This window comes from Labrenzia sp. 5N (genome assembly GCF_012395805.1).
GTDB classification, from domain to species: domain Bacteria; phylum Pseudomonadota; class Alphaproteobacteria; order Rhizobiales; family Stappiaceae; genus Roseibium; species Roseibium algicola.
In genome coordinates this window covers 254,839-273,986 of record NZ_JAAZTM010000014.1, presented here as the reverse complement: position 1 = coordinate 273,986, position 19,148 = coordinate 254,839, and the positions used below count along the sequence as shown (strand labels likewise).

Annotated in this window: 13 protein-coding genes; 5 read left to right on the top strand and 8 right to left on the bottom strand. The window is 61.0% G+C overall.

What is annotated here, in order from left to right:
• Nucleotides 1-5: 5 nt before the first annotated feature.
• From HEP89_RS14830 to HEP89_RS14795, 8 genes are all read right to left on the bottom strand, one after another.
• On the bottom strand, nucleotides 6-1,322 hold the full coding sequence (locus tag HEP89_RS14830; protein ID WP_168692375.1) for an SGNH/GDSL hydrolase family protein: 1,317 nt from the start codon (nucleotides 1,320-1,322) through the stop codon (nucleotides 6-8).
• A 12-nt stretch (nucleotides 1,323-1,334) separates the two neighbouring features.
• Nucleotides 1,335-3,170, bottom strand: a complete 1,836-nt coding sequence (locus HEP89_RS14825; protein WP_286145743.1) for a carbamoyltransferase — start codon at nucleotides 3,168-3,170, stop codon at nucleotides 1,335-1,337.
• Between the two features lie 4 nt (nucleotides 3,171-3,174).
• Nucleotides 3,175-3,324, bottom strand: a complete 150-nt coding sequence (locus HEP89_RS14820; protein ID WP_022998046.1) for a DUF5989 family protein — start codon at nucleotides 3,322-3,324, stop codon at nucleotides 3,175-3,177.
• Nucleotides 3,325-3,371: 47 nt separating this feature from the next.
• Nucleotides 3,372-3,776, bottom strand: a complete 405-nt coding sequence (locus HEP89_RS14815) for an SxtJ family membrane protein (protein ID WP_031268239.1) — start codon at nucleotides 3,774-3,776, stop codon at nucleotides 3,372-3,374.
• 514 nt (nucleotides 3,777-4,290) lie between these two features.
• Nucleotides 4,291-5,295, bottom strand: coding sequence for an aldo/keto reductase (locus HEP89_RS14810; RefSeq protein WP_168692374.1), 1,005 nt, complete (start codon nucleotides 5,293-5,295; stop codon nucleotides 4,291-4,293).
• Nucleotides 5,296-5,429: 134 nt separating this feature from the next.
• Nucleotides 5,430-8,609 carry an efflux RND transporter permease subunit gene (locus HEP89_RS14805; protein ID WP_168692373.1) on the bottom strand — a complete coding sequence of 1,060 codons (3,180 nt, stop codon included), beginning with the start codon at nucleotides 8,607-8,609 and terminating at the stop codon, nucleotides 5,430-5,432.
• A gap of 56 nt (nucleotides 8,610-8,665) precedes the next feature.
• Nucleotides 8,666-10,177, bottom strand: a complete 1,512-nt coding sequence (locus HEP89_RS14800) for an HlyD family efflux transporter periplasmic adaptor subunit (protein ID WP_022998051.1) — start codon at nucleotides 10,175-10,177, stop codon at nucleotides 8,666-8,668.
• A 269-nt stretch (nucleotides 10,178-10,446) separates the two neighbouring features.
• Entirely contained in the window at nucleotides 10,447-11,118 is a 672-nt protein-coding gene (locus tag HEP89_RS14795) for an outer membrane protein (protein WP_168692372.1), read from the bottom strand.
• Between the two features lie 370 nt (nucleotides 11,119-11,488).
• On the opposite strand from HEP89_RS14795, the gene HEP89_RS14790 reads away from it, so the two are divergent.
• From HEP89_RS14790 to HEP89_RS14770, 5 genes are all read left to right on the top strand, one after another.
• Nucleotides 11,489-12,502, top strand: a complete 1,014-nt coding sequence (locus HEP89_RS14790) for a calcium/sodium antiporter (protein ID WP_022998053.1) — start codon at nucleotides 11,489-11,491, stop codon at nucleotides 12,500-12,502.
• 89 nt (nucleotides 12,503-12,591) lie between these two features.
• Nucleotides 12,592-14,571: an excinuclease ABC subunit UvrC gene (gene uvrC, locus HEP89_RS14785; RefSeq protein ID WP_168692371.1), complete on the top strand. Its 1,980-nt coding sequence runs from the start codon at nucleotides 12,592-12,594 to the stop codon at nucleotides 14,569-14,571.
• Between the two features lie 60 nt (nucleotides 14,572-14,631).
• Nucleotides 14,632-16,188 (top strand): tetratricopeptide repeat-containing sulfotransferase family protein, encoded by a 1,557-nt coding sequence (locus HEP89_RS14780; RefSeq protein WP_168692370.1) that lies wholly within the window; start codon nucleotides 14,632-14,634, stop codon nucleotides 16,186-16,188.
• Nucleotides 16,189-16,328: 140 nt separating this feature from the next.
• Nucleotides 16,329-17,888, top strand: a complete 1,560-nt coding sequence (locus HEP89_RS14775; RefSeq protein WP_168692369.1) for a tetratricopeptide repeat-containing sulfotransferase family protein — start codon at nucleotides 16,329-16,331, stop codon at nucleotides 17,886-17,888.
• 82 nt (nucleotides 17,889-17,970) lie between these two features.
• Nucleotides 17,971-19,074, top strand: a complete 1,104-nt coding sequence (locus tag HEP89_RS14770; protein WP_168692368.1) for an endonuclease/exonuclease/phosphatase family protein — start codon at nucleotides 17,971-17,973, stop codon at nucleotides 19,072-19,074.
• Nucleotides 19,075-19,148: the final 74 nt, after the last annotated feature.

Below are 19,148 nucleotides of genomic sequence, written 5' to 3'. Positions count from 1 at the left end.
CTGGGTCAGGGAAGGGTCATCAGCGGATCGGCCATGATCGTGCCGGCGGCAAGCGCCGCGCCTTCGGCATTCAGATGCGCATCCGGCGCGTAAAGGCCCAGCGGCGAGGGATAGTCGCGAAAGGTCGGGGTCAGGTCGATCAGACCCAGCCCTGCGCTCTCGGCTGCGCGCGCCACGTTCTCGCGTAGCGGAGCGCTGAGAAAGCCATGCGGAAACACCCCTCCGAACTGGTCGAGAGCGGGGATATAGACCACTACCACCTGCCCCTGCCAGCCATCTGCGATCTGCTTCATGCGATGCAGGATCTGCTCGAAAACCGGGTTGTCGCTGGCCGCCTTGGGGTAGTGCAGACCCAGGATGCTGGCGGTTTCCTGAAGGGCGAGGAAATTGCGCAAATAGGCCCGGCGGCTCAGATATTCCTCCAAAGTGGCAGCAGTGCCCTGCCACCAGCCGGCAATGATCCGGGCCGCGTCCGCGCGCCGCGCCGCATCCAACTCGATCGGGCCGAAATCGGCCTCCGGCGCCAGGGCCTCGTGCAGCCACGGCTGTTCTGTTTCAACGGACAGGTTTTCCCAGTCGTTCCCCTCGAAAAAGGCCAGAACGGTGATGCGGGGGCGAAAATGCGGGCCATAGCGGCCAAGGACCGCCAGTTCATACAAGGGGCCTGCGCCCCGGCTGGCAGTGTTCAGGATCGAAGCCCCGCCCGCACGCATCTGGTCGACGAAATGCTGCCCATCGTCGAGGCAAATCCCCTCGGCAAAGGAATCGCCGAGGATCATCAGATCGACCGGCGCGGCGGTTTCCGGTAGCGGATTGCGAAACCCGTAGCTGTCGATCCGTGTCGTGACCGGCACGCCCATACGGCTGCACAGCAGCATCTCGGCTCCGGGCGTCCCGGCCAGCACCGCCTCGGCCAGAGTTTCGGTCCCCAACTTGGCATTCAGGGCCTTGATCGTATAGGCCGGAGGCATGGCGCCGCCATAGCGCTCCAGATCGGTTCCGCCATCGACGATCCCGGCCAGCCCCATCCGCTGCGGCAGGTTATGCCAGCGCATGTACCCCTCGAACATGAACATCCCGGCCAGGATCGAGCAGGCTGTAATCCCCATCGTCAGCGCATTGTCGGGCGACAGAAGCCAGGCGCAGCCAACCAGCAGCGCGGCAATCGCCAGCGGCCCCAGGACATAACGCAGCAGCCTGGGCAGGTCTGAGGCGAAATCGTCAAAATGCACCAGCGCAAAGATCGCGGTCAGCAGGAAGTAACCCGCCGGGATCAGGCACAAGATGGTAGCGATCCGGCGATGGCGGCCGAAGATGTGCAAGGGCTCCTCCGGTCAGTCCAGTTCGTACATGTTTTCGTAATTCTCATGCAGCGAGGCGTCCTGCGCCTCCTTCTCCAGCAGGCAATTGCCGGCGACCAGCATCTCGATCCCGGTGCCCATGAAGCAGCGGAAGGCGTCGGTCGGAGTGCAGACGATCGGTTCTCCGCGCACGTTGAACGAGGTATTGACCAGCAGCGGGCAGCCGGTCAGGTCGTGAAAGGCGGAGATCAGCGCGTGATATTTCGGGTTGGTGTCGCGATGCACGGTCTGCACGCGGGCCGAATAATCGACATGGGTCACGGCGGGGATGTCCGAGCGGCGGATGTTCAGCTTGTCGATGCCGAAAAGAGCCTGCTCCTCGGACGTCATCTGGCGCCGAATACGTTCGGCAACATCGGCGACCAGCAGCATGTAAGGGCTGTCCCCGTCCAGATCGAACCACTCGCTGACATGCTCGCGCAGGACAGAGGGCGCGAAGGGCCGGAAGCTCTCGCGGTATTTCACCTTGAGGTTCAGCAACTTCTGCATGGAGCCCGAGCGCGGGTCGCCAAGAATAGACCGGTTGCCAAGGGCGCGCGGCCCGAATTCCATCCGTCCCTGAAACCAGCCCACGGCCTTGCCATCCGCCAGCGCCTGTGCGCTGCGGGCCAGGATCTCACCCTCGTCCAGCCGGGTAAAGCTGGCCCCCGCCGCTGTCAGATCCGCCGCGATCCGGTCGTCGTCGAAGGCTGGACCCAGATAGGCGCCCCGCATAGCATCGCCGGGCTGCGCCTGTCGGGGCTGGCCCAGTTCCATATGCCAAGCGGCCTGCGCTGCCCCGAGCGCGCCCCCGGCATCGCCCGCCGCCGGCTGCACCCAGATGTCGCGAAAGGCGCCGTCACGCAGGATCTTGCCATTGGCCACGCAGTTCAGCGCCACCCCGCCGGCAAGGCACAGCGAGGGAATCCCGTATTCCTGCGCCAGCGCGCGGGTCATGCGCAGCAGGATCTCCTCGGTCACGGCCTGGACCGAGGCGGCGATATCCATGTGGAACTGTGTCAGCGGTTCCGTCTCGGGCTGGCGCACGGGGTGGCCGAACAGGTCCTCCATGGCCTTGCTGGTCATGGTCAGACCCGCCGCATAGTTGAAATAACGCTGATCCAGCCGGAACGAGCCGTCCGGCTTTACGTCGACGATCCGATCCAGCATCAGGTCGCGAAATCGCGGCTGCCCATAGGGGGCCAGCCCCATCACCTTGTATTCGCCGGAATTCACCTTGAAGCCGGTGTAATAGGTGAAGGCGGAATAGAGCAGGCCCAGCGAATGCGGGAAATGCAGTTCGCGCTGAATTTCCAGATCCTTGCCGCGTCCGATCGCGACCGTGGTCGTCGCCCATTCCCCCACCCCGTCGATGGTCAGCACCACCGCCTCTTCGAAGGGTGACGAGTAGAAGGCACTGGCGGCATGGCTGATGTGATGTTCGGCGAACAGCAGCTTGTCCACGGAGAAGCCCGGGTCGAAAAGGCTCAGTTCTCGCTTCAGCAGGTCCTTCAGGAACAGCTTCTCGCGCAGCCAGACCGGCATCGCCATCCGAAACGAATTGAAACCGCGTGGGGCATAGGCCAGATAGGACTCAAGCAAGCGCTCGAACTTCAGGAAGGGCTTGTCGTAGAACGCGACGTGATCGACGCTGGCAAGGTCCAGCCCGCCCTCGTCCAGCACATAGGCGATGGCATGGGCGGGAAAGCCCGCATCGTGCTTGCGCCGGGTAAAGCGCTCCTCCTGCGCGGCGGCCACGATCCGGCCATCGACCAGCAGTGCAGCGGCGCTGTCGTGATACAGCGCCGAGATCCCCAGGATCGCGGTCACTGGTCTAGAACAGCGCATAGATGAAGGGGGCGACCGCCGAGCCCTGGCTGAGCACGATCAGCGCTCCGAAAATCGCCAGTACAATGAAAACTGGCAAAAGCCAGAATTTCCGCCTATCACGCAGAAAACCCCACAATTCGGCGATCATCGACATAGAGGCAATTCCTTGCTTTGTCTGGGAACCGTGCCGGTATTTTTGTCCTAATATTGCAGTTTCATGGACTTCGGCTGGTCGGTTCTGGGAATCCAATAAGATTTTTCATTCGGATCCACTTTCCTTGAAAGCGGATCCTTCCCGCTGGCTCGCATCGCAAGACCGATGGGAATGAAGATTAAAAGAAAGACAACCGCCATCGCCACCGGCGCCATCACGGCACCAAGCAGCAGACCCAGTTTGAACCACAACCTGTTGGGTAGGCGCAGGCTCTGCGGCGCAAACATGGCAAGGGCAATAAAAACAGCCGCAAGGGATAGCAAAATCCAACGCGGCGCGGCGCCACCAGTGACCGGCCACAGCCCGATCAGCAAAAAGACCACGGCGAAGACCAGCCCGAAATTCCGTTCGGAGCCCATCCTGACCGAGGTATTGAACTGATGATCACTCATTTGGAACCACACAGGTAAACAACCTGAACTATATATATCAAAATCGACGGGGTTAGTCCCCAGTTAATATTCGCGTAAAAATTAAGCACATGATGCGGTTTTGCACAAATCGAAAGAGGGATCCACTGCGTAAACCCGGATTTATAACCTGGGAGGCATGAGCCATAGGACTCAAGCGAAGTACAAAGCCGCGAACCGAGCTGCTTGGAAGCAGGCCTTGAAGCAACGTAGGTCGGGGGCTTTGTGGGTTGGTCCTCAGACGCTGTGGATGTTGCCGCCGACCAGTTTCCTGTTCTGATTATTGGGCATCAGATACCCCTTGATTGCAAGGCGTATAGACCGATCCAGCTCATCGAGCATTTCGGCATGTTTAATGCTCCCAAACGCGAGATCATGCCACATGGCGTGGCCTCGGCATGCTCCTGCAAACCAGCGTGTGAAATTGGCCGCAGTCTGACCCTTCTGATCCACTTAGGACGTTCCCCCGCTGTTTGGGCATGGGATGGAACGATGATCAGACCGGTTGCGGATTGCGTTCAGGGAATGCCCGTTGGTGCCAATATGGATAGGGAACGGGTGTGGTGCTGGCTTCGTCAAGCAGGCGCATATGTTCGGCATCCAGCTCCCAGCCGGTGGCCTCCATGTTGTTGCGCAACTGAGCTTCGCTGCTAACCCCGATGATGAGGCTAGCCACGGTCGGCCGCTGCAGAAGCCAGTTCAGTGCGACCTGGGCTTCGCTTTTGCCTGTGTCACGAGCCACCTCCCCCAACGCTGCAAGTACGCGCTCCAGAAGGGTTTCGTCGTAAAGAGGCGGTGCATAGTCCGGGGTTGCGTCCTTGTGCCGGCCTGCTGAAGCGTGCTTCCCGCCACCCTTCAGGCGCCCCCACCCAAGCGGACTCCACACCAGGGCTGAAACGCATTGATCCAGGCCCAGTGGCATCAATTCGAATTCGTAATCGCGGCCGATGAGCGAATAATACACCTGGTGCGCCACCAGCGGCTGCCAACCGTTGTATCGTGCCGCAGCCTGAGACTTCATCAACTGCCAGCCGGCATAGTTCGAGACACCCTGGTGCCGAACCTTCCCCGCTTTCACCAGGTCATCCAGCACCTCCATGGTCTCTTCGACCGGTGTCATTGCGTCAAACGCATGGAGCTGGAACAGGTCAATATAGTCGGTGCGCAGTCGGCTCAGCATTCCCTCGACAGCAGTCAGCAGGTGGCCGCGTGAACTGCCCACGTCATGTTCGCCCGCCCCGGTCCGCAGACCCGCCTTCGTGGAGATGATCACCTTGTCCCGGCGCCCGTTGATTGCCTGCCCGAGCACCATTTCGGCATTTCCGCCGGAATAGACGTCCGCGGTGTCGAACATGTTCAGCCCCTCGTCGAGACAGATGTCGACAAGACGCCGGGCTGCACCCGCATCATTGCCAGACCATGGCCCGGACGTGAAACTCGCCGTCCCCAAGCTGAGAACGGGCACAGACAGGGCACGATCGCCCAGCCAACGACGGTCCAATGCGTGTCTCCTTCCACGATTGATTGAACTGACCTTGATCAGATACTTTTCTGGTAAGACGTCGGGATTGGATCAGGTATTCCGATCCGGTTTCAGGCTTTGCTCCAGTCCATCACTGCACCCTCCCCCTGCGGTCACGCCTGTCCACCGGAAAGCGGCGTCCTGCCTCGAAGCTTGAGCAGCCGCCTGCCACTGGTGATCGCCTGACCGAAATCCTTCTGCACCGCCAGCAGAGCCGGCACCAGAAGGATGACAAGGAACAGCCCGACGCCCAGCCCGTAGGCCAGCGTGATGACTGTCGGCAGCAGGAACTGGGCCTGGCGACTGGTCTCGAACAGCAGCGGCGCCAGGCCGAACACTGTCGTTGCAGTCGTCAGCACGACCGCCCGCAACCGGTCGCAAACACCGTTGACCACTGCCTGCCGGAAGGGGTGGTCCTTGGCGTATTCGTCGATGGTGGTCACCAGCACGATGCTGTCGTTGATGATGATGCCCGCCATGCCGATGAAACCGACCACGGAGAACATCGACAGCGGAATGCCGTGCAAGTAGTGGCCCCAGATCATGCCGACACAGCCGAAGGGAATGATGATCATGATCATCAGCGGCCGGGTCCAGGATTCGAAGATCCAGCACAGCACCAGGTAGATGCCGGCCAGACACATGGCAAAGCCGATCAGTGCATCGGAGAGGAACGAGCGTTCCTGCTCCGCCAGCCCGCTCATCTCGCTTTCGACGTCATAGTCGGCGGCAAGCTGTGGCAGAAGCTCGTTCTGCAGTATGTCGGTCACTCGGGCAGCGGCTGCCGGATTGTCCTCTGATACATCCCCGAAGACCCGCAGCGTGCGCAGCCCGTCGCTGCGGCGGACCGAGGCAAAGCCGTAGGTGCTGTCGATGCTCACAATCTCGCTCAGGGAAACATAGGTGCCGGCATCAGTGCGCACCCGCGTAGAATAGAGAAACGCGGCATCCGTTTCCTCATCCGGCAACAGCACTTTCACCGTTGCCGTTCGCCTGCCGATCGGAAACTCGGCAACCTCGATGCCCTCCAGCCGGTTGCGCAGAATGCGGGCGATTTCCTCTGTGGTGAAGCCAAGGGCTTCGCCGCGCGGTGTCAGCGTCAGGTTCAGCTCCGGCTTGTCATAGGCCAGCGTATCCTCCAGCGCGCTGACGCCTTCCATAGGCGCCAGAGACTGCTTCAGGCTTTCGGCAGCGGCTTTCAGGTTTTCCGTGGAGTTGCCGTAGAGCTTGATGTCGATCGCGTCGCCCCCCGGGCCTGAGCGCTCGCCGCGCAGGGCCAGCGTTTCCAGAAGCGGCGGATTTACGATCTCCTCGCGCCAGTCGCCGATGAACTGAAAGGCCGAATAGGGCCGAAGGTCGGGGTCGAGCAGTTCTATGGAAATCCCGCCAAGCTGGTCGGCGTCCTTGGTATCTGCCCCCATGAGGCCGCGCCCTGCCGTCGCACCGACGGTGGAGAGCGCGAAGACCACCGGTTCGGCACCATATTGCTCGCCGTACCGCTGGTTGACCACGTCAAGCGCGCGTTCCATCTCCGCAATCATCGCCTTGGTGTCATCGCGTTTTGCCCCGGGCATCATGGCAATGCTGGCGGAAACCACCGCCTGTTCCGGCGCATTGAAGAACCGCCAGCGAACCGACTTGTCGAAAACCAAGGTGAGCGACAGCGCCAGGACCATCAGCGCAAAGCCGATAGCCGGATACCGCACGGCGAGAACCCAGCCGACGAACCGGCGAAACAGCTTTTCCCGGAACCAGACGAAGCCCCGGTTGAACAGGCGGTTGGGCAGGTCGAACCAGTGTTTCTTCTTGCTGGCCTTCAGCGCGTGGTTCATGTGGGCCGGCAGGATGAGGAAGGATTCCACCAGGCTGGCAATCAGCACCACCGACACCGTAAAGGGAATATCGGCGACGAGACTGCCGAAACGCCCACCGATGGCAACCAGTCCGACAAAGGCAATCAACGTGGTGATGGAGGCGCAGAAGACCGGTGCCGTCATGCGCCTTGCCGCAAGGCTGGCGGCTTCCGCTGGCGAATAGCCGCGCCTGTGCAGGAAGTCGGCATGCTCACCGACCACGATGGCGTCATCCACGACGATGCCGAGACAGATGATCAGCGCGAACACGGAGATCATGTTCAGCGTGATCCCGAAGACATACATCAGGCCGATCGTGGCGGCCATCGCCACCGGAATTCCGGCGGCCACCCAAAAGGCCGTTCTGGCTGAAAGAAACAGGAACAGGAACAACAGCACCAGGGCCAGCCCGAAGATGCCGTTTTCAACCAGGATGTCCAGCCGGTCGATGATCGCCTGCGAGCGGGTGTTGGTCAGCTGAACGACAACACCTTCGGGAAGTGTGTGCTGGAAGTCCGCCGTGATCCGCTCTACGGCCCGCTGGATCTCGATGGTGTCTCCCTGGGCGCTCCGGCTGACCCGCAGAACCACCGCCGGCATGCCCTTGTGATAATAGGCCCGGCCGCTTTCCACCCCTTCGGTGACAATGTCGGCAACGGACCGCAGCTCAAGCTTTTCCCCTTGCGAGGGCGCTTTCAGAACGATCTCTCCCAGCTCCTGCTCGCTGCGCCGGGTCTGGCCGGTACGCAGCCGGGCGGAACTGCCGGCGACATCGCCCGCGGGCGTCGTTTCCATCTCCGCCGAAACAACGTCAGCGATTTCGGCAAGCGTCAGACCATGCCGCACCAGCATGTTCTCGCCGACATTCACCCGGATGATCGGGTCTTCCAGTCCTCGAATGGTGACCCGCGTGACGCCCTGGCGGAAAAAGACGGTCTGGAGATCTTCGGCAAAGCGGGCAAGCTGGTCGATATCGACCGGCCCATACATGACGACATCTGTCACCCGGTCGGAATAGACGCTGCGGGTGACCACCGGTTCGTCGATGCCTTCGGGAAGACTGGAGCGGGCCTGATCGACGGCGGCCTTCACCTCGTCGGTTGCCTGGCCCATGTCCCAGCCGTCCTCGAACTCCAGTTCGATGCTGGCCCGACCCTCGCGCGCAACGGATGTGGCTTCGTCGACACCGTTGATGGCAAGCAGTTGCGGTCCCAGGATTTCGACAACGGCCCGGTCGAGATCCTCAGGCCCGGCACCCGACCAATTGACCACGACGTCCACTTCCTCGCGGACAAAATCGGGAAAGAACTGCGTCCGGATCTGCGTCGACGCCGCGAACCCGCTGATCAGCATCATGGCCAGTAGCAGGTTCGCCGCTGTGCGGTGCCGGACCATGTAGTCCAGCAGCGAGGCAAATTGCGATCCGCCAGGAGAACGCATGTGGGGACACTCCAATCAGAATATCAGGTCGGATGTGACAGGGTTTACAGCGGTGTTCAGCCGCTGTTGCCGCCGCCATGCTCCAGCCGTTCGATCAGCTCTTTCGGCACCATCGGCTTGTTCAGAAGGGCAAGCAGTCTGGCCTTGCGGTTTTCCGGCATGTCGGACCTGTTCAACTGATCGATCAGCGCCGCGCGTCGTTCAGGTTCCAGCGCCACCAGGTCGCCGGAGAGACGCGCTTCGCCCGCTTCCAGCGCCTGCGCCGTCGCTGGCTCGTCAGGTTGCGGGTCATCCTGCCCACCGGTGTTGCGCCGGGGAGTAACCTTCAGACCGGTGCCAAGCTGCGGCAAGCGCTCCCGCACGTAATCAGCGCCAAAGGGGACATTGGCCACGATGACTTCATTGCCCATCCGGCGCAGGATCGTCGCCTTGATTTCCTCGATCCGATCCCCTTCGCCAACGATCAGCATGCGACCGTCTTCCGTGAGCGCCGCCGAAGGCACCTTCGCGACACGGGTCAGCTCCGGTTCAAGCACATTCACCTTCACGAAGTCGCCCGGCCGCAGCACCGTACCCGGCTCCAGATCCAGCGTCGCAAACAGCGTCCGCCCCGCTTCGCCTTCAGAGACCACGGCCGCGGCCCTGTCAATGGTACCTGGAACCTCGATCGACCGGCCTCCCAGCTGCAGGACTGCAGTGACGGGTGCCTTGACCAGACTTCCGCTGGTATCCAGCAGCCGGGAAAATTCGTCGGTCGACAATGAGAAACGGACTTCCAGCGCCGCCGGATCGATCAACAGGGCCAGTGTCTCCGAAGAGCTGACGCGGCGCCCCAGCGTGGCGTTGACCTCAGACAGGTAGCCGGTGAAGGGGGCCGTCAGAGTGACTTCCTCCAGGGTACGCCTGGCATCATCCAGAGCGAGCCGGGCTCGCTTGACCGTCAGATCCATCCGCTCGATGCGCTTGCGTGCAGTGATGACCGATTGCAGGCGATTGCTGAGCGATTGTTCGAGGGAGGCGACGGCCAGTTCTTCGGTCTCGACCTGTACGGCCGTGGAATAACCCTTGTCTCTCAGCTGCTGCTGGCGCTCCAGCGCCTGCTTGCGCAAGTCCAGCTGGCGCCGGGCTGCTTCCAGTTCCTGCTCGGCACCGACAATGGCTTCCGCGGCTTCCGCCTTCTGGGCCTCGGCATCGGCAAGGGCCGCTTCCGCGTCCAGCACCTGGAATTCCGCATTGGCCGGATCGATCCTCAGCAGCAGTTCGCCCTTTGCGACGGCAGCACCGTCGCGAAACTTGGAGGCAACCTCCACAAGCCTGCCTTCCGAGCTGGCCCTGAGTTCCAGCGTCCGCCAGCTTTCCACCTGGCCGTAGGCGGTCGTGACAGGCGCGACCGTTTGCGATGTCAGCTCTGCGACATTGACCGAATAGCTGCGTTCGCGGGCAGGACGTCGCTGCGCGGTCTCTTCTGCCGTCATGGCAGTATACAGACGGTAGCCGCCAAAACCGGCAAACCCGATCATGATCGCCATCAATGCCAGACCGACAAGTCCGCGCATCAGAAACCGCATTCGCCTCTCCACCTGAAGGGCCGGACTAGCGAGTAGTAAGGAAGTCACCCGGGCACCGGCACTTAACGTCAGGTCCCTTAAGTAACACGGTACTGGGGCGAAATTCTGAAAAGCTTGTAACGACTTGTATCGTCTTGTATACGCCGGCCGCCTGTTCGCCCGTCAGCCGCTTCTCTTTGCCGCAGCCGACCGAAGACACCCGGAAAGCAGACATGAAAAAACCCGGCACCTTGCGGTACCGGGTTTTCCGTGTCGGCCGGGAGGCTGGCTTAGAACTTGTAGCCAATACCCATGCGAACCTGCGAATTGTTGAAATCCGAGCTCACGCCGGTTCCGTTCAGGTTGAAATCCTGTTCGCCGAAATCCTGGTAGACGTATTCCAGCTTGGCGCTGATGTTGTTGGTGATGGCTGCTTCGCCACCTGCGCCAAGGGTCCAGCCCAGGGCGGTCTTGCTGTCCGTGTCGCCATTGCCGGAAACTTCCAGGTCGGCAATCGCCAGACCGCCGGCACCATAGACCATGTAACGGTCGAAGGCGTAACCGACACGGCCACGGAAGTTGGAGTTCCAGTCAGACTTGGACCGCAGGGTAAGGCCACCGTTGGACTTGGACTTTTCCAGGTCGGTCAGGCTGAAGTCGGCTTCCGCACCGACCACGATGTTCGGCGTCACCTGGTAATTGTAACCGGTGTAAAGACCGCCGGCGATGCCGTTCGCGTCCACTCCAAGCCCGGTGTTGTTGCCGGCCTTGTTGTCGAACTGGCCAAAAGCCCATCCGAGATTGCCACCGACATAAAGGCCGGTCCAGTCGATGCTCTGTTGCGGAGCCGGAACCGCCTCATAGGCCGGTGCCGGCGATTGCGGCAAATCCGCAGCCAGGACAGGCGCCGATGCGACCGTCGCGGCTGTCAGGGCCATGCCAGCAAGTGCAAGACGTTTCATTTGAGTACTCCAGGTCCACTTTATCCATTAGTGCGTTGGCCGGAAATTGCCGGCCAGTTGCGAGTTGGACGGGTATAAAGCCGCGTCCTCACTCTCCCCCAATGACAAGATATGGAGATCGTTTGTGGCGGATCAGGATTGAGAATGGGGAGTTTTGATGACAAATGGAGGCAACATTCTGACAGGATGAAAGACCCGTAAAGACAATTGCAATTTGCATTCAGGAACCCCATTTGGCCGGTAGAAAGATCCTTGTCCGCGGCTTTCCCCTCACCGATCTATTGCGTATAAGGCGCCAAGTTGAACATTGGCGCTGCCACATTGAAGCCGCCTTCGAAGATTGAAACTGACCCGAACCGGAAATTCGTAAATGCTCTTTGACTACATCAGCCTTGCAGGCGGACTTGTTGTTCTGATTATCGCAGGCGATGTCTTGGTCAGGGGTTCGGTCGGTATTGCTCAGCGTCTGGGCATTCCCAATCTGGTCATCGGTCTGACCATCGTCGCCTTCGGCACCTCCGCTCCCGAACTGGTCATTTCCCTGAAAGCAGCGCTGGAAGGCGCCGGCGGCATCGCCATCGGCAATGTGGTCGGTTCCAACATCGCCAACGTGCTTCTGGTTCTTGGCATGCCCGCGCTGATTGCGGCAACCCCGTGTGGTGAAACCGGCGCGACGCGCAACGCGCTGTTCATGGTCGCAGTCACCATTGTTTTCATGGCGCTCTGTTTCTTCACGCCCATCGGCCTGACCGCCGGCCTCATTCTCCTGGCACTGCTCGGTGTCTTCCTTGCAGCCTCCACCATGATGGCGCAGAAGCACAGGAAAGAGCAGAAAGCCATCGCCGCGGCATCCGCGGGCGCCGCCGCTGCCGATATCCCGATGGAAGACGATGATGGCCTGGACGAGGTTGAGGATGTTCCCGATTCCGTCTGGATCGCGCTTGCCTATATTCTTCTCGGCCTGGTCGGCCTTCCGCTCGGTGCGCATTTCACCATCAGCGGAGCAACGTCGATCGCAACCTCCTGGGGCGTCAGCGAAGCCGTCATCGGCCTGACCGTCATCGCCCTCGGCACCTCCTTGCCGGAACTTGCCACCACGGTCATGGCCGCCATTCGCCAGCATGGTGCCGTCGCCATTGGCAACGTCATCGGCTCCAACGTCTTCAATCTGCTTGCCATCATCGGCATCACCGCCGTCATCGTGCCGATCGACGTGCCGCAGGAAGTCCTCAAGCTGGATATCTGGGTGATGCTGGCCTGTGCGATCCTGCTGACAATCCTGGCTGGAATGCGCATCTGTCTCGGCCGTATATCCGGCGCTGTCATGACGGCGGCCTATTGCGCCTATATCGCCACCGTCTATGTGCTGGGTCACACCTCCTGAAGACACTTTGGGCCGCCAGTTGGCAGCAGAGCACCGCTTCGCCGTACCCGCCTCTTTCCCTATTGCCTTGCGCGGCTTAAATGTCTGGCATGCAGGATGATACTGATTCTGAAAAAAGCGCCGTATCCGCGCCGGAGACCGGCAATGCCCCCGCACGCAAGGGCGTCGAGGTCATTGCCGACGAGGTCAAGCGCCTGCCCAACGGGCCGGGCGTCTACCGGATGCTGGACGAAAACGGCGAGGTTCTCTACGTCGGCAAGGCCCGCAGTCTCAAGAAACGGGTCACCAGCTACACGCGCCTGCAGGGCCAGTCCAACCGGATCATGCGCATGATCCTGGCGACGGCGTCGATGGAATTCGTCGTCACCCAGACAGAGCCGGAAGCCCTGCTACTGGAAGCCAACCTGATCAAGCGCCTGCGGCCACGGTTCAACGTGCTGCTGCGCGACGACAAGTCCTTTCCCTATATCCTGGTGACCGGTGACCATGAATCCCCCGCGATCGTCAAGCATCGCGGTGCCCGCAAGCGCAAGGGCGAGTACTTCGGACCCTTTGCCTCGGCAGGCGCGGTCGACCGCACCATCAATGCGCTCCAGAAAGCCTTTCTGATCCGGACCTGTTCGGACAGCTACTACGAAAACCGCTCCCGTCCCTGCCTACAGTATCAGATCAAGCGCTGTGCAGGCCCCTGCACCGGGGAAATCGATCCCGCGGATTATGCCGGCCTGGTATCGGAGGCCAAGGCCTTCCTTTCCGGCCGCAGCCAGTTGATCAAGACCCAGCTTGCAAAGCAGATGGAAGCCGCGTCCGCCGATCTGGAGTTCGAGCGCGCCGCCATCTACCGCGACCGCCTGTCGGCATTGTCACACATTCAGGCGCATCAGGGCATCAATCCGCAGTCGGTCGAGGAAGCCGACGTTTTCGCCATCCACCAGGAAGGCGGCCAGACCTGCGTGCAGGTGTTCTTTTTCCGCACCGGACAGAACTGGGGCAACCGGGCCTACTTCCCCAAGGCCGACAAGTCCTTCGAGGAAGCCGATATTCTGGAAAGCTTCCTGGCGCAGTTCTATGACGACAAGCCCGCTCCACGTCAGATCCTGCTCTCCCACGAATTGAGCGAACAGGACCTTCTTGCGCAGGCGCTCTCCGAACGCACAGGCCGAAAGGTCGACGTCGCCTGCCCCAAACGCGGGGAAAAGAAGGAACTGGTCGACCACGCACTGACCAATGCACGCGAAGCGCTCGGCCGCAGACTTGCGGAAACCTCCAGCCAGGCCCGTTTGCTGAAAGGGGTCGCGGAAGCTTTCGACCTGCCCCAACCGCCGCGCCGGATCGAGGTCTACGACAACTCCCACATCATGGGCACCAATGCGGTGGGCGGCATGATCGTTGCCGGCCTGGAAGGCTTCGCCAAGGGCCAGTACCGCAAGTTCAACATCAAGTCGGAAGATCTCGTCCCCGGCGATGACTACGGCATGATGCGCGAAGTGCTGACGCGGCGCTTCTCCCGCTTGTTGAAGGAACATGCCCGCGAAGACAGCAAACCGGAGGCGGTCGACCCAGCCCTCCAGGATACCGATGAGGGCGAAGTGGAAACGGCGCCTGCCGATACCGGCGTACCGGCCTGGCCGGAACTGGTCCTCATCGACGGTGGCCAGGGCCAGCTGACAGCGGCCCGCGAGACGCTGGAAAGCCTCGGCATCACCGATGTCCCGCTCGTCGGCATCGCCAAGGGACCGGACCGGGATGCCGGACGGGAGAAATTCTTCATCCCCGGCCGGCAATCCTTCATGCTGCCCGAGCGCGACCCCGTCCTCTATTTCGTGCAGCGCCTGCGCGACGAAGCGCACCGCTTTGCCATCGGTAGCCACCGGGCCCGCCGCAAGAAGGACATCACCAGGAACCCGCTGGATGAGATCGCGGGTGTTGGTCCGACGCGGAAGAAGGCCCTACTGCGCCACTTCGGCACGGCCAAGGCCGTCTCCAAGGCAGGGGTCGACGACCTGGCCGCCGTGCCCGGCATTTCCGAGGCGATTGCCAAACTGGTCTATGACCATTTTCATGAATAGGACGTCCGGCCGGAGGTTCCTCCCGGCCAATGATTTTGCCAAAGCCAAGGAATTCTGAGAGTGTCAAACCCGTTGGAAGCCGCGCTTCGGTGCATCGACGCAAAGGATTACGGCATGGCGCTGGAGATCCTGACCGATCTCAATGCAGCCAATCCGCGAGATCCTCAGGTCAATCACTGGCTTGGTGTCATCTATCTGACCCACGGTCACGCATCCCGGGCAATCGAACATCTACAAGCTGCCGCGAAGGTCGCGAAGAAGGAAGCCGTCATCTTCGCAACACTTGCGGATGCCCTCACCCTCGACAACCGTTTCGAGGAGGCCCTGCCATATGCGCGCAAGGCAGTCGCCCTCGACGCCAAGTCCGAATTCGCCCACCGCACCCTGGGCGAGATCTACGCAAGGCTGCGGCGGCCCGTCATGGCCGAACATGCCTTTCAAAACGCGCTTGCCATCAACGAGGCATCGGCGATCGCACATCTGGCGCTCTCGCGGCTGAAAGTCTCGCTCGGCAAGATGGACGAGGCCGAAACCCATTTCCGGCGCGCACTGGAACTGGCTCCCGAGGAACCCTCGGTTCTCATCAGTGCAAGGGACCTCTCCGACCTTTCACTGAAGAAAGAGGCGCTGGAAAAGATCGAGCCCCTGCTGAACGATGCGGAACGGCCGATGGCGAAGGTCGAGCGGGCAAGGCTTGCCTTCACCGCCGGCAAGATCTGCGACGACACCGGCGACATTCCCAAGGCCTTCCATTACCTCGGCCTGCATCGAGACGACCTTTACGGTCACTATGATGCCGACCGGCAGGAACGCCACGTCGAAACCTGCCGGGAAGTCTTCTCGAAACAGTTTTTCGAAGACCGCAAGGATTTTGCCCTCACCAACGACAGACCCATCTTCGTCTTCGGCATGCCGCGATCAGGCACCTCGCTGGTGGAGGCCATCCTGTCTGCCCACCCGAAAGCAACGGCTGCGGGCGAACTCAGCTTCTTTGACGAGCAGATCGACGGTCTGACGGCAGGCCACACCGGTGACAATGCCTTCTTCGACGCCGCCCAGGCCCTTGACCGCAAGAGCGCCCAGCGCATCGGCCGCAAGTACCTGACCCTGCTCGACGGTTTCAGCAAGAAAAGTGCCCGCGTGATCGACAAGATGCCGCAGAATTTCGAGCACCTCTGGCTGATCGCCCTCCTGTTCCCCAATGCACATTTCTGCCATGTCAGCCGCAACCCGGCCGACACCTGCGTCTCCATCTACATGACGCCCCTGCCCGGCAAGCACGGTTACTGTGAAAGCCAGCAATCGCTCGCCCATTATTATGGCCAGTACAGAAAGCTGATGACGCACTGGAGCACGGTGCTGCCGGTTGAGATCCGCAATCAGTCCTACGAGACCCTTGTAAGCGATCCGGATACGGAGCGCCCACTACTGATTAGTCATGCCGGGTTGGCCTGGGACGATGCTTGCCGCCATCACGAAAGCAATGAGGCGCAGGTCTTCACCTTCTCCATGGCCCAGGTCAGGCAGCCCATTCATACAGGGGCCATGAACCGCTTCGAAAAGTACCGGGATCACATTGGCCCGCTGCTCGAAGGACTTGCAGAGATCGAAACCTGACACCGGAGGGTTGCATCTTCAGGCCGGTTTATCACAAGCTGTAGCGACAAACCGGCACCCGGCGCGTCTTCCGCGCCTTTTTTGGAAACGGGTGTGTTCGCGAGACCAGCCGCTTGTGCGGTGCAGACCACCGGACAAAGATGCACCCAGATCCGACCGAACAAGCTTTTGCTCTTCTTCAAGCCGGGCAATTCGACCGCGCTCAGGCGCTTCTGGAGGCATTGCTCCAGAACGATCCGCGCAATGCCCGGGCACGGTATGGCCTGGGCATCGCCTGCCTCTCCTTCGGCCGAACCGCGCAGGCGATCCCGCATCTGGAAGAGGCCGCAAAAGGCGCGAAAAAGGAAGCAGTGGTTCACACCACACTTGCAAGCGCGCTCAACATCGAGAGGCGCAGCGAAGACGCACTGCCTCATGCACGCAAAGGAGCGTCGCTCGCACCCGGGTCTGAATACGCGCAGCGCGTCCTCGGTGAAGTCTACGCCGATCTCCGGCGCTCCGGACTTGCCCGGCAGGCCTTCGAGCAGGCTCTGAAGGCTGATCCGCAGTCGCCACGAGCTCATCTGGGCCTCTTCGAACTGGAAATGACGCTCGGCAATCGGGAGCTTGCTGAAAATCATATTCGCACCGCCTTCACCGAGGCGCCTTCCGATCCCGCAATCCTGACCGCGGCTGCCGAAGCTCAGGACGAAACTATCAAGGCGAGTGTCCTTGACGGGATTGAACGGCATCTTGCGAACCTGCCCCAAGGTGCCACAACCGCCGAAGTCAGCCGTCTTGCGTTTGCCGCAGGCAAGATCTGCGACGCTGCAGGCGACACCGGCAAGGCATTTTCCTTTTTCGACGGATACCGGACGGGCCTTTACCCCGCCCACGATCCGGGCGTGCAGAAAACCTTCGTGAAAACCTGCAAGGGCGTCTTTGACCGGGAGTTTTTCGAACAGCGGAAGGACTGGGCGCTTTCAAGTGACAGGCCGGTTTTCGTTTTCGGCATGCCTCGCTCCGGCACGACCCTGGTCGAGCGGATCATCGGCCGGCACCCCGCTGCACGGGCCGCAGGGGAGCTTCAGTTCATCCCCGATCGGATTCATGATCTGGCGTCCGGCCGGATACACGACCCGCGCCTTTTCGAGGCAGCCCGACAAATGACACGGCAGGACGCTCAGCGCATCGGCCGCCGCTATCTCTCCCATCTGGAGGATATCGACAAGAGAGCGCACCGTGTAATCGACAAGATGCCTCACAATTTCGAAAACCTCTGGCTTCTCGCCCTTCTTTTTCCCAACGCCAGTTTCGTGCATCTGACGCGGAGCGCGGAAGACACCTGCCTTTCGATCTACATGACGCCGCTACCGCCGCATCATTCCTACAATGAGAGCCAGGCTTCACTCGGCCGCTATTTGAATCTCTACCGTGATCTGATGGCCCACTGGTCAGAGGTTCTGCCGGTCGCCTTGAGGCATCAGTCCTATGAAAGCCTTGTCAGCGACAATGAGACGGAAAGTCGGGCCCTGCTCGCCCATACCGGCCTGGACTGGGACGACGATTGCCTGAAGCCCCCTGACGAGACCACCCAGATCTTCACCTTCAGCCGAGAGCAGGCACGCCGACCGGTCTATGGCTCGTCCGTCGGGCGCTGGAAGGCCTATGAAAGGCTTATTCAGCCGCTTCTGACAGCGCTCGAGGCAAAGGCGAACTGACTTTGCGGCAAAACAGGTCGCACCTTCCGCACAGTCCGTGCTAAGCACAGCCGCCTTCTCATGAAATCGGACCCAGGCTGCCATGTTTCGAAAGCCCCAGGCTAAACCGCGTTCCCTGATCCATAGCGTATTATCCCTGATCGGTTGGTGCGGCAGCCTTGGTGCCATTGCAGTCAGTGTGCTCGGCCTGCTTGCCTTTCTGGCACCGGACGTCTGGCTTGCGGACAACATGAGCTTCTTCCTGCGACAGTTTCTGGCCGCAGGCCTGGCAGGGTGTCTTGGCGGTGCGGCCGGTTTCCTCGTTCGCCACCGGCTGCGTCTGCTGTACCGGTTGACCTGGTTCGTGGCCGTGATCGCCTTTCTCAGCCTGGCCGGGTTCACCGGAGCTCGCACGCTTGCCAACACCAAGCCTCTCGGTCCCGCCGCGCCGGGAGACCGTCCGCTCAAGATCGTCTCCATCAACCTTGAACACCTGTTTCTGGGTGACAAGGTCTTGCAGGCCTTTCTGGAAAAGGAGCAGCCTGATGTCGTGGTGTTTCAGGAAGTGCTGTGGTGGCTTCAGGAACGCCGCTGGCAACGCTTGGGGCTGCCGACCGGCGGTGCCGGCAAGAACGGATTTCCCGAATACCTGAAGGTCGGAGACCTGGGGGGCCTGGCGGTCTATTCCCGCTTTCCGCTGACGTCGGAAGAAACCCGTGTCATCTCTGGCGATGTCCCTCCCGGGGCAAATGTCTATTACGATGGCGACAGGGAACTGCTGTCGCTCTCCGTCGACACCGGTTCGGCTCCGCTGCATCTCCTGGTCATTCATCCCGACAGCCCGCGTTCGAAGATCCGCTGGGAGAACAAGCGCCGCTATTTCGACGAGGCTGATAACGTCATCGATACCTTGAAGGCCGACAACGGCAGCAACATTCTGGCGATCGGCGACTGGAACAGTTCACCCTGGTCTGCCCGGTTCCAGCAGACACTGACACGAAACGGGCTGAAGACGGCCTATCCGGACGGATGGCCACAGACGACGCGCTTCTTCTTCGACTACAGCCTGCACTGGATCCTCGGTGCGCCTGTCGACCAGTTCGCCGTTTCCAGGGACATCCAGATCGTCAACGTTTCGCTTGGCCCCGATATCGGTTCCGATCATTTGCCGCTGATCGTGGAGATCGCCCAGACGCCAGCGAACTGAACCCGGCAATCGGCCCCCGTCACCTGAAATTGAGTCATTGGCTGTGACTTCAACCGGAAAGTGTTTGAGGCTTC

Coding starts and splice junctions, on each gene's coding strand:
- HEP89_RS14815 (WP_031268239.1), bottom strand. CDS start 3,776: ATGAGTGATCATCAGTTCAATACCTCGGTCAGGATGGGCTCCGAACGG.
- uvrC (WP_168692371.1), top strand. CDS start 12,592: ATGCAGGATGATACTGATTCTGAAAAAAGCGCCGTATCCGCGCCGGAG.
- HEP89_RS14805 (WP_168692373.1), bottom strand. CDS start 8,609: ATGCGTTCTCCTGGCGGATCGCAATTTGCCTCGCTGCTGGACTACATG.
- HEP89_RS14800 (WP_022998051.1), bottom strand. CDS start 10,177: ATGCGGTTTCTGATGCGCGGACTTGTCGGTCTGGCATTGATGGCGATC.
- HEP89_RS14795 (WP_168692372.1), bottom strand. CDS start 11,118: ATGAAACGTCTTGCACTTGCTGGCATGGCCCTGACAGCCGCGACGGTC.
- HEP89_RS14775 (WP_168692369.1), top strand. CDS start 16,329: ATGCACCCAGATCCGACCGAACAAGCTTTTGCTCTTCTTCAAGCCGGG.
- HEP89_RS14820 (WP_022998046.1), bottom strand. CDS start 3,324: ATGTCGATGATCGCCGAATTGTGGGGTTTTCTGCGTGATAGGCGGAAA.
- HEP89_RS14770 (WP_168692368.1), top strand. CDS start 17,971: ATGTTTCGAAAGCCCCAGGCTAAACCGCGTTCCCTGATCCATAGCGTA.
- HEP89_RS14790 (WP_022998053.1), top strand. CDS start 11,489: ATGCTCTTTGACTACATCAGCCTTGCAGGCGGACTTGTTGTTCTGATT.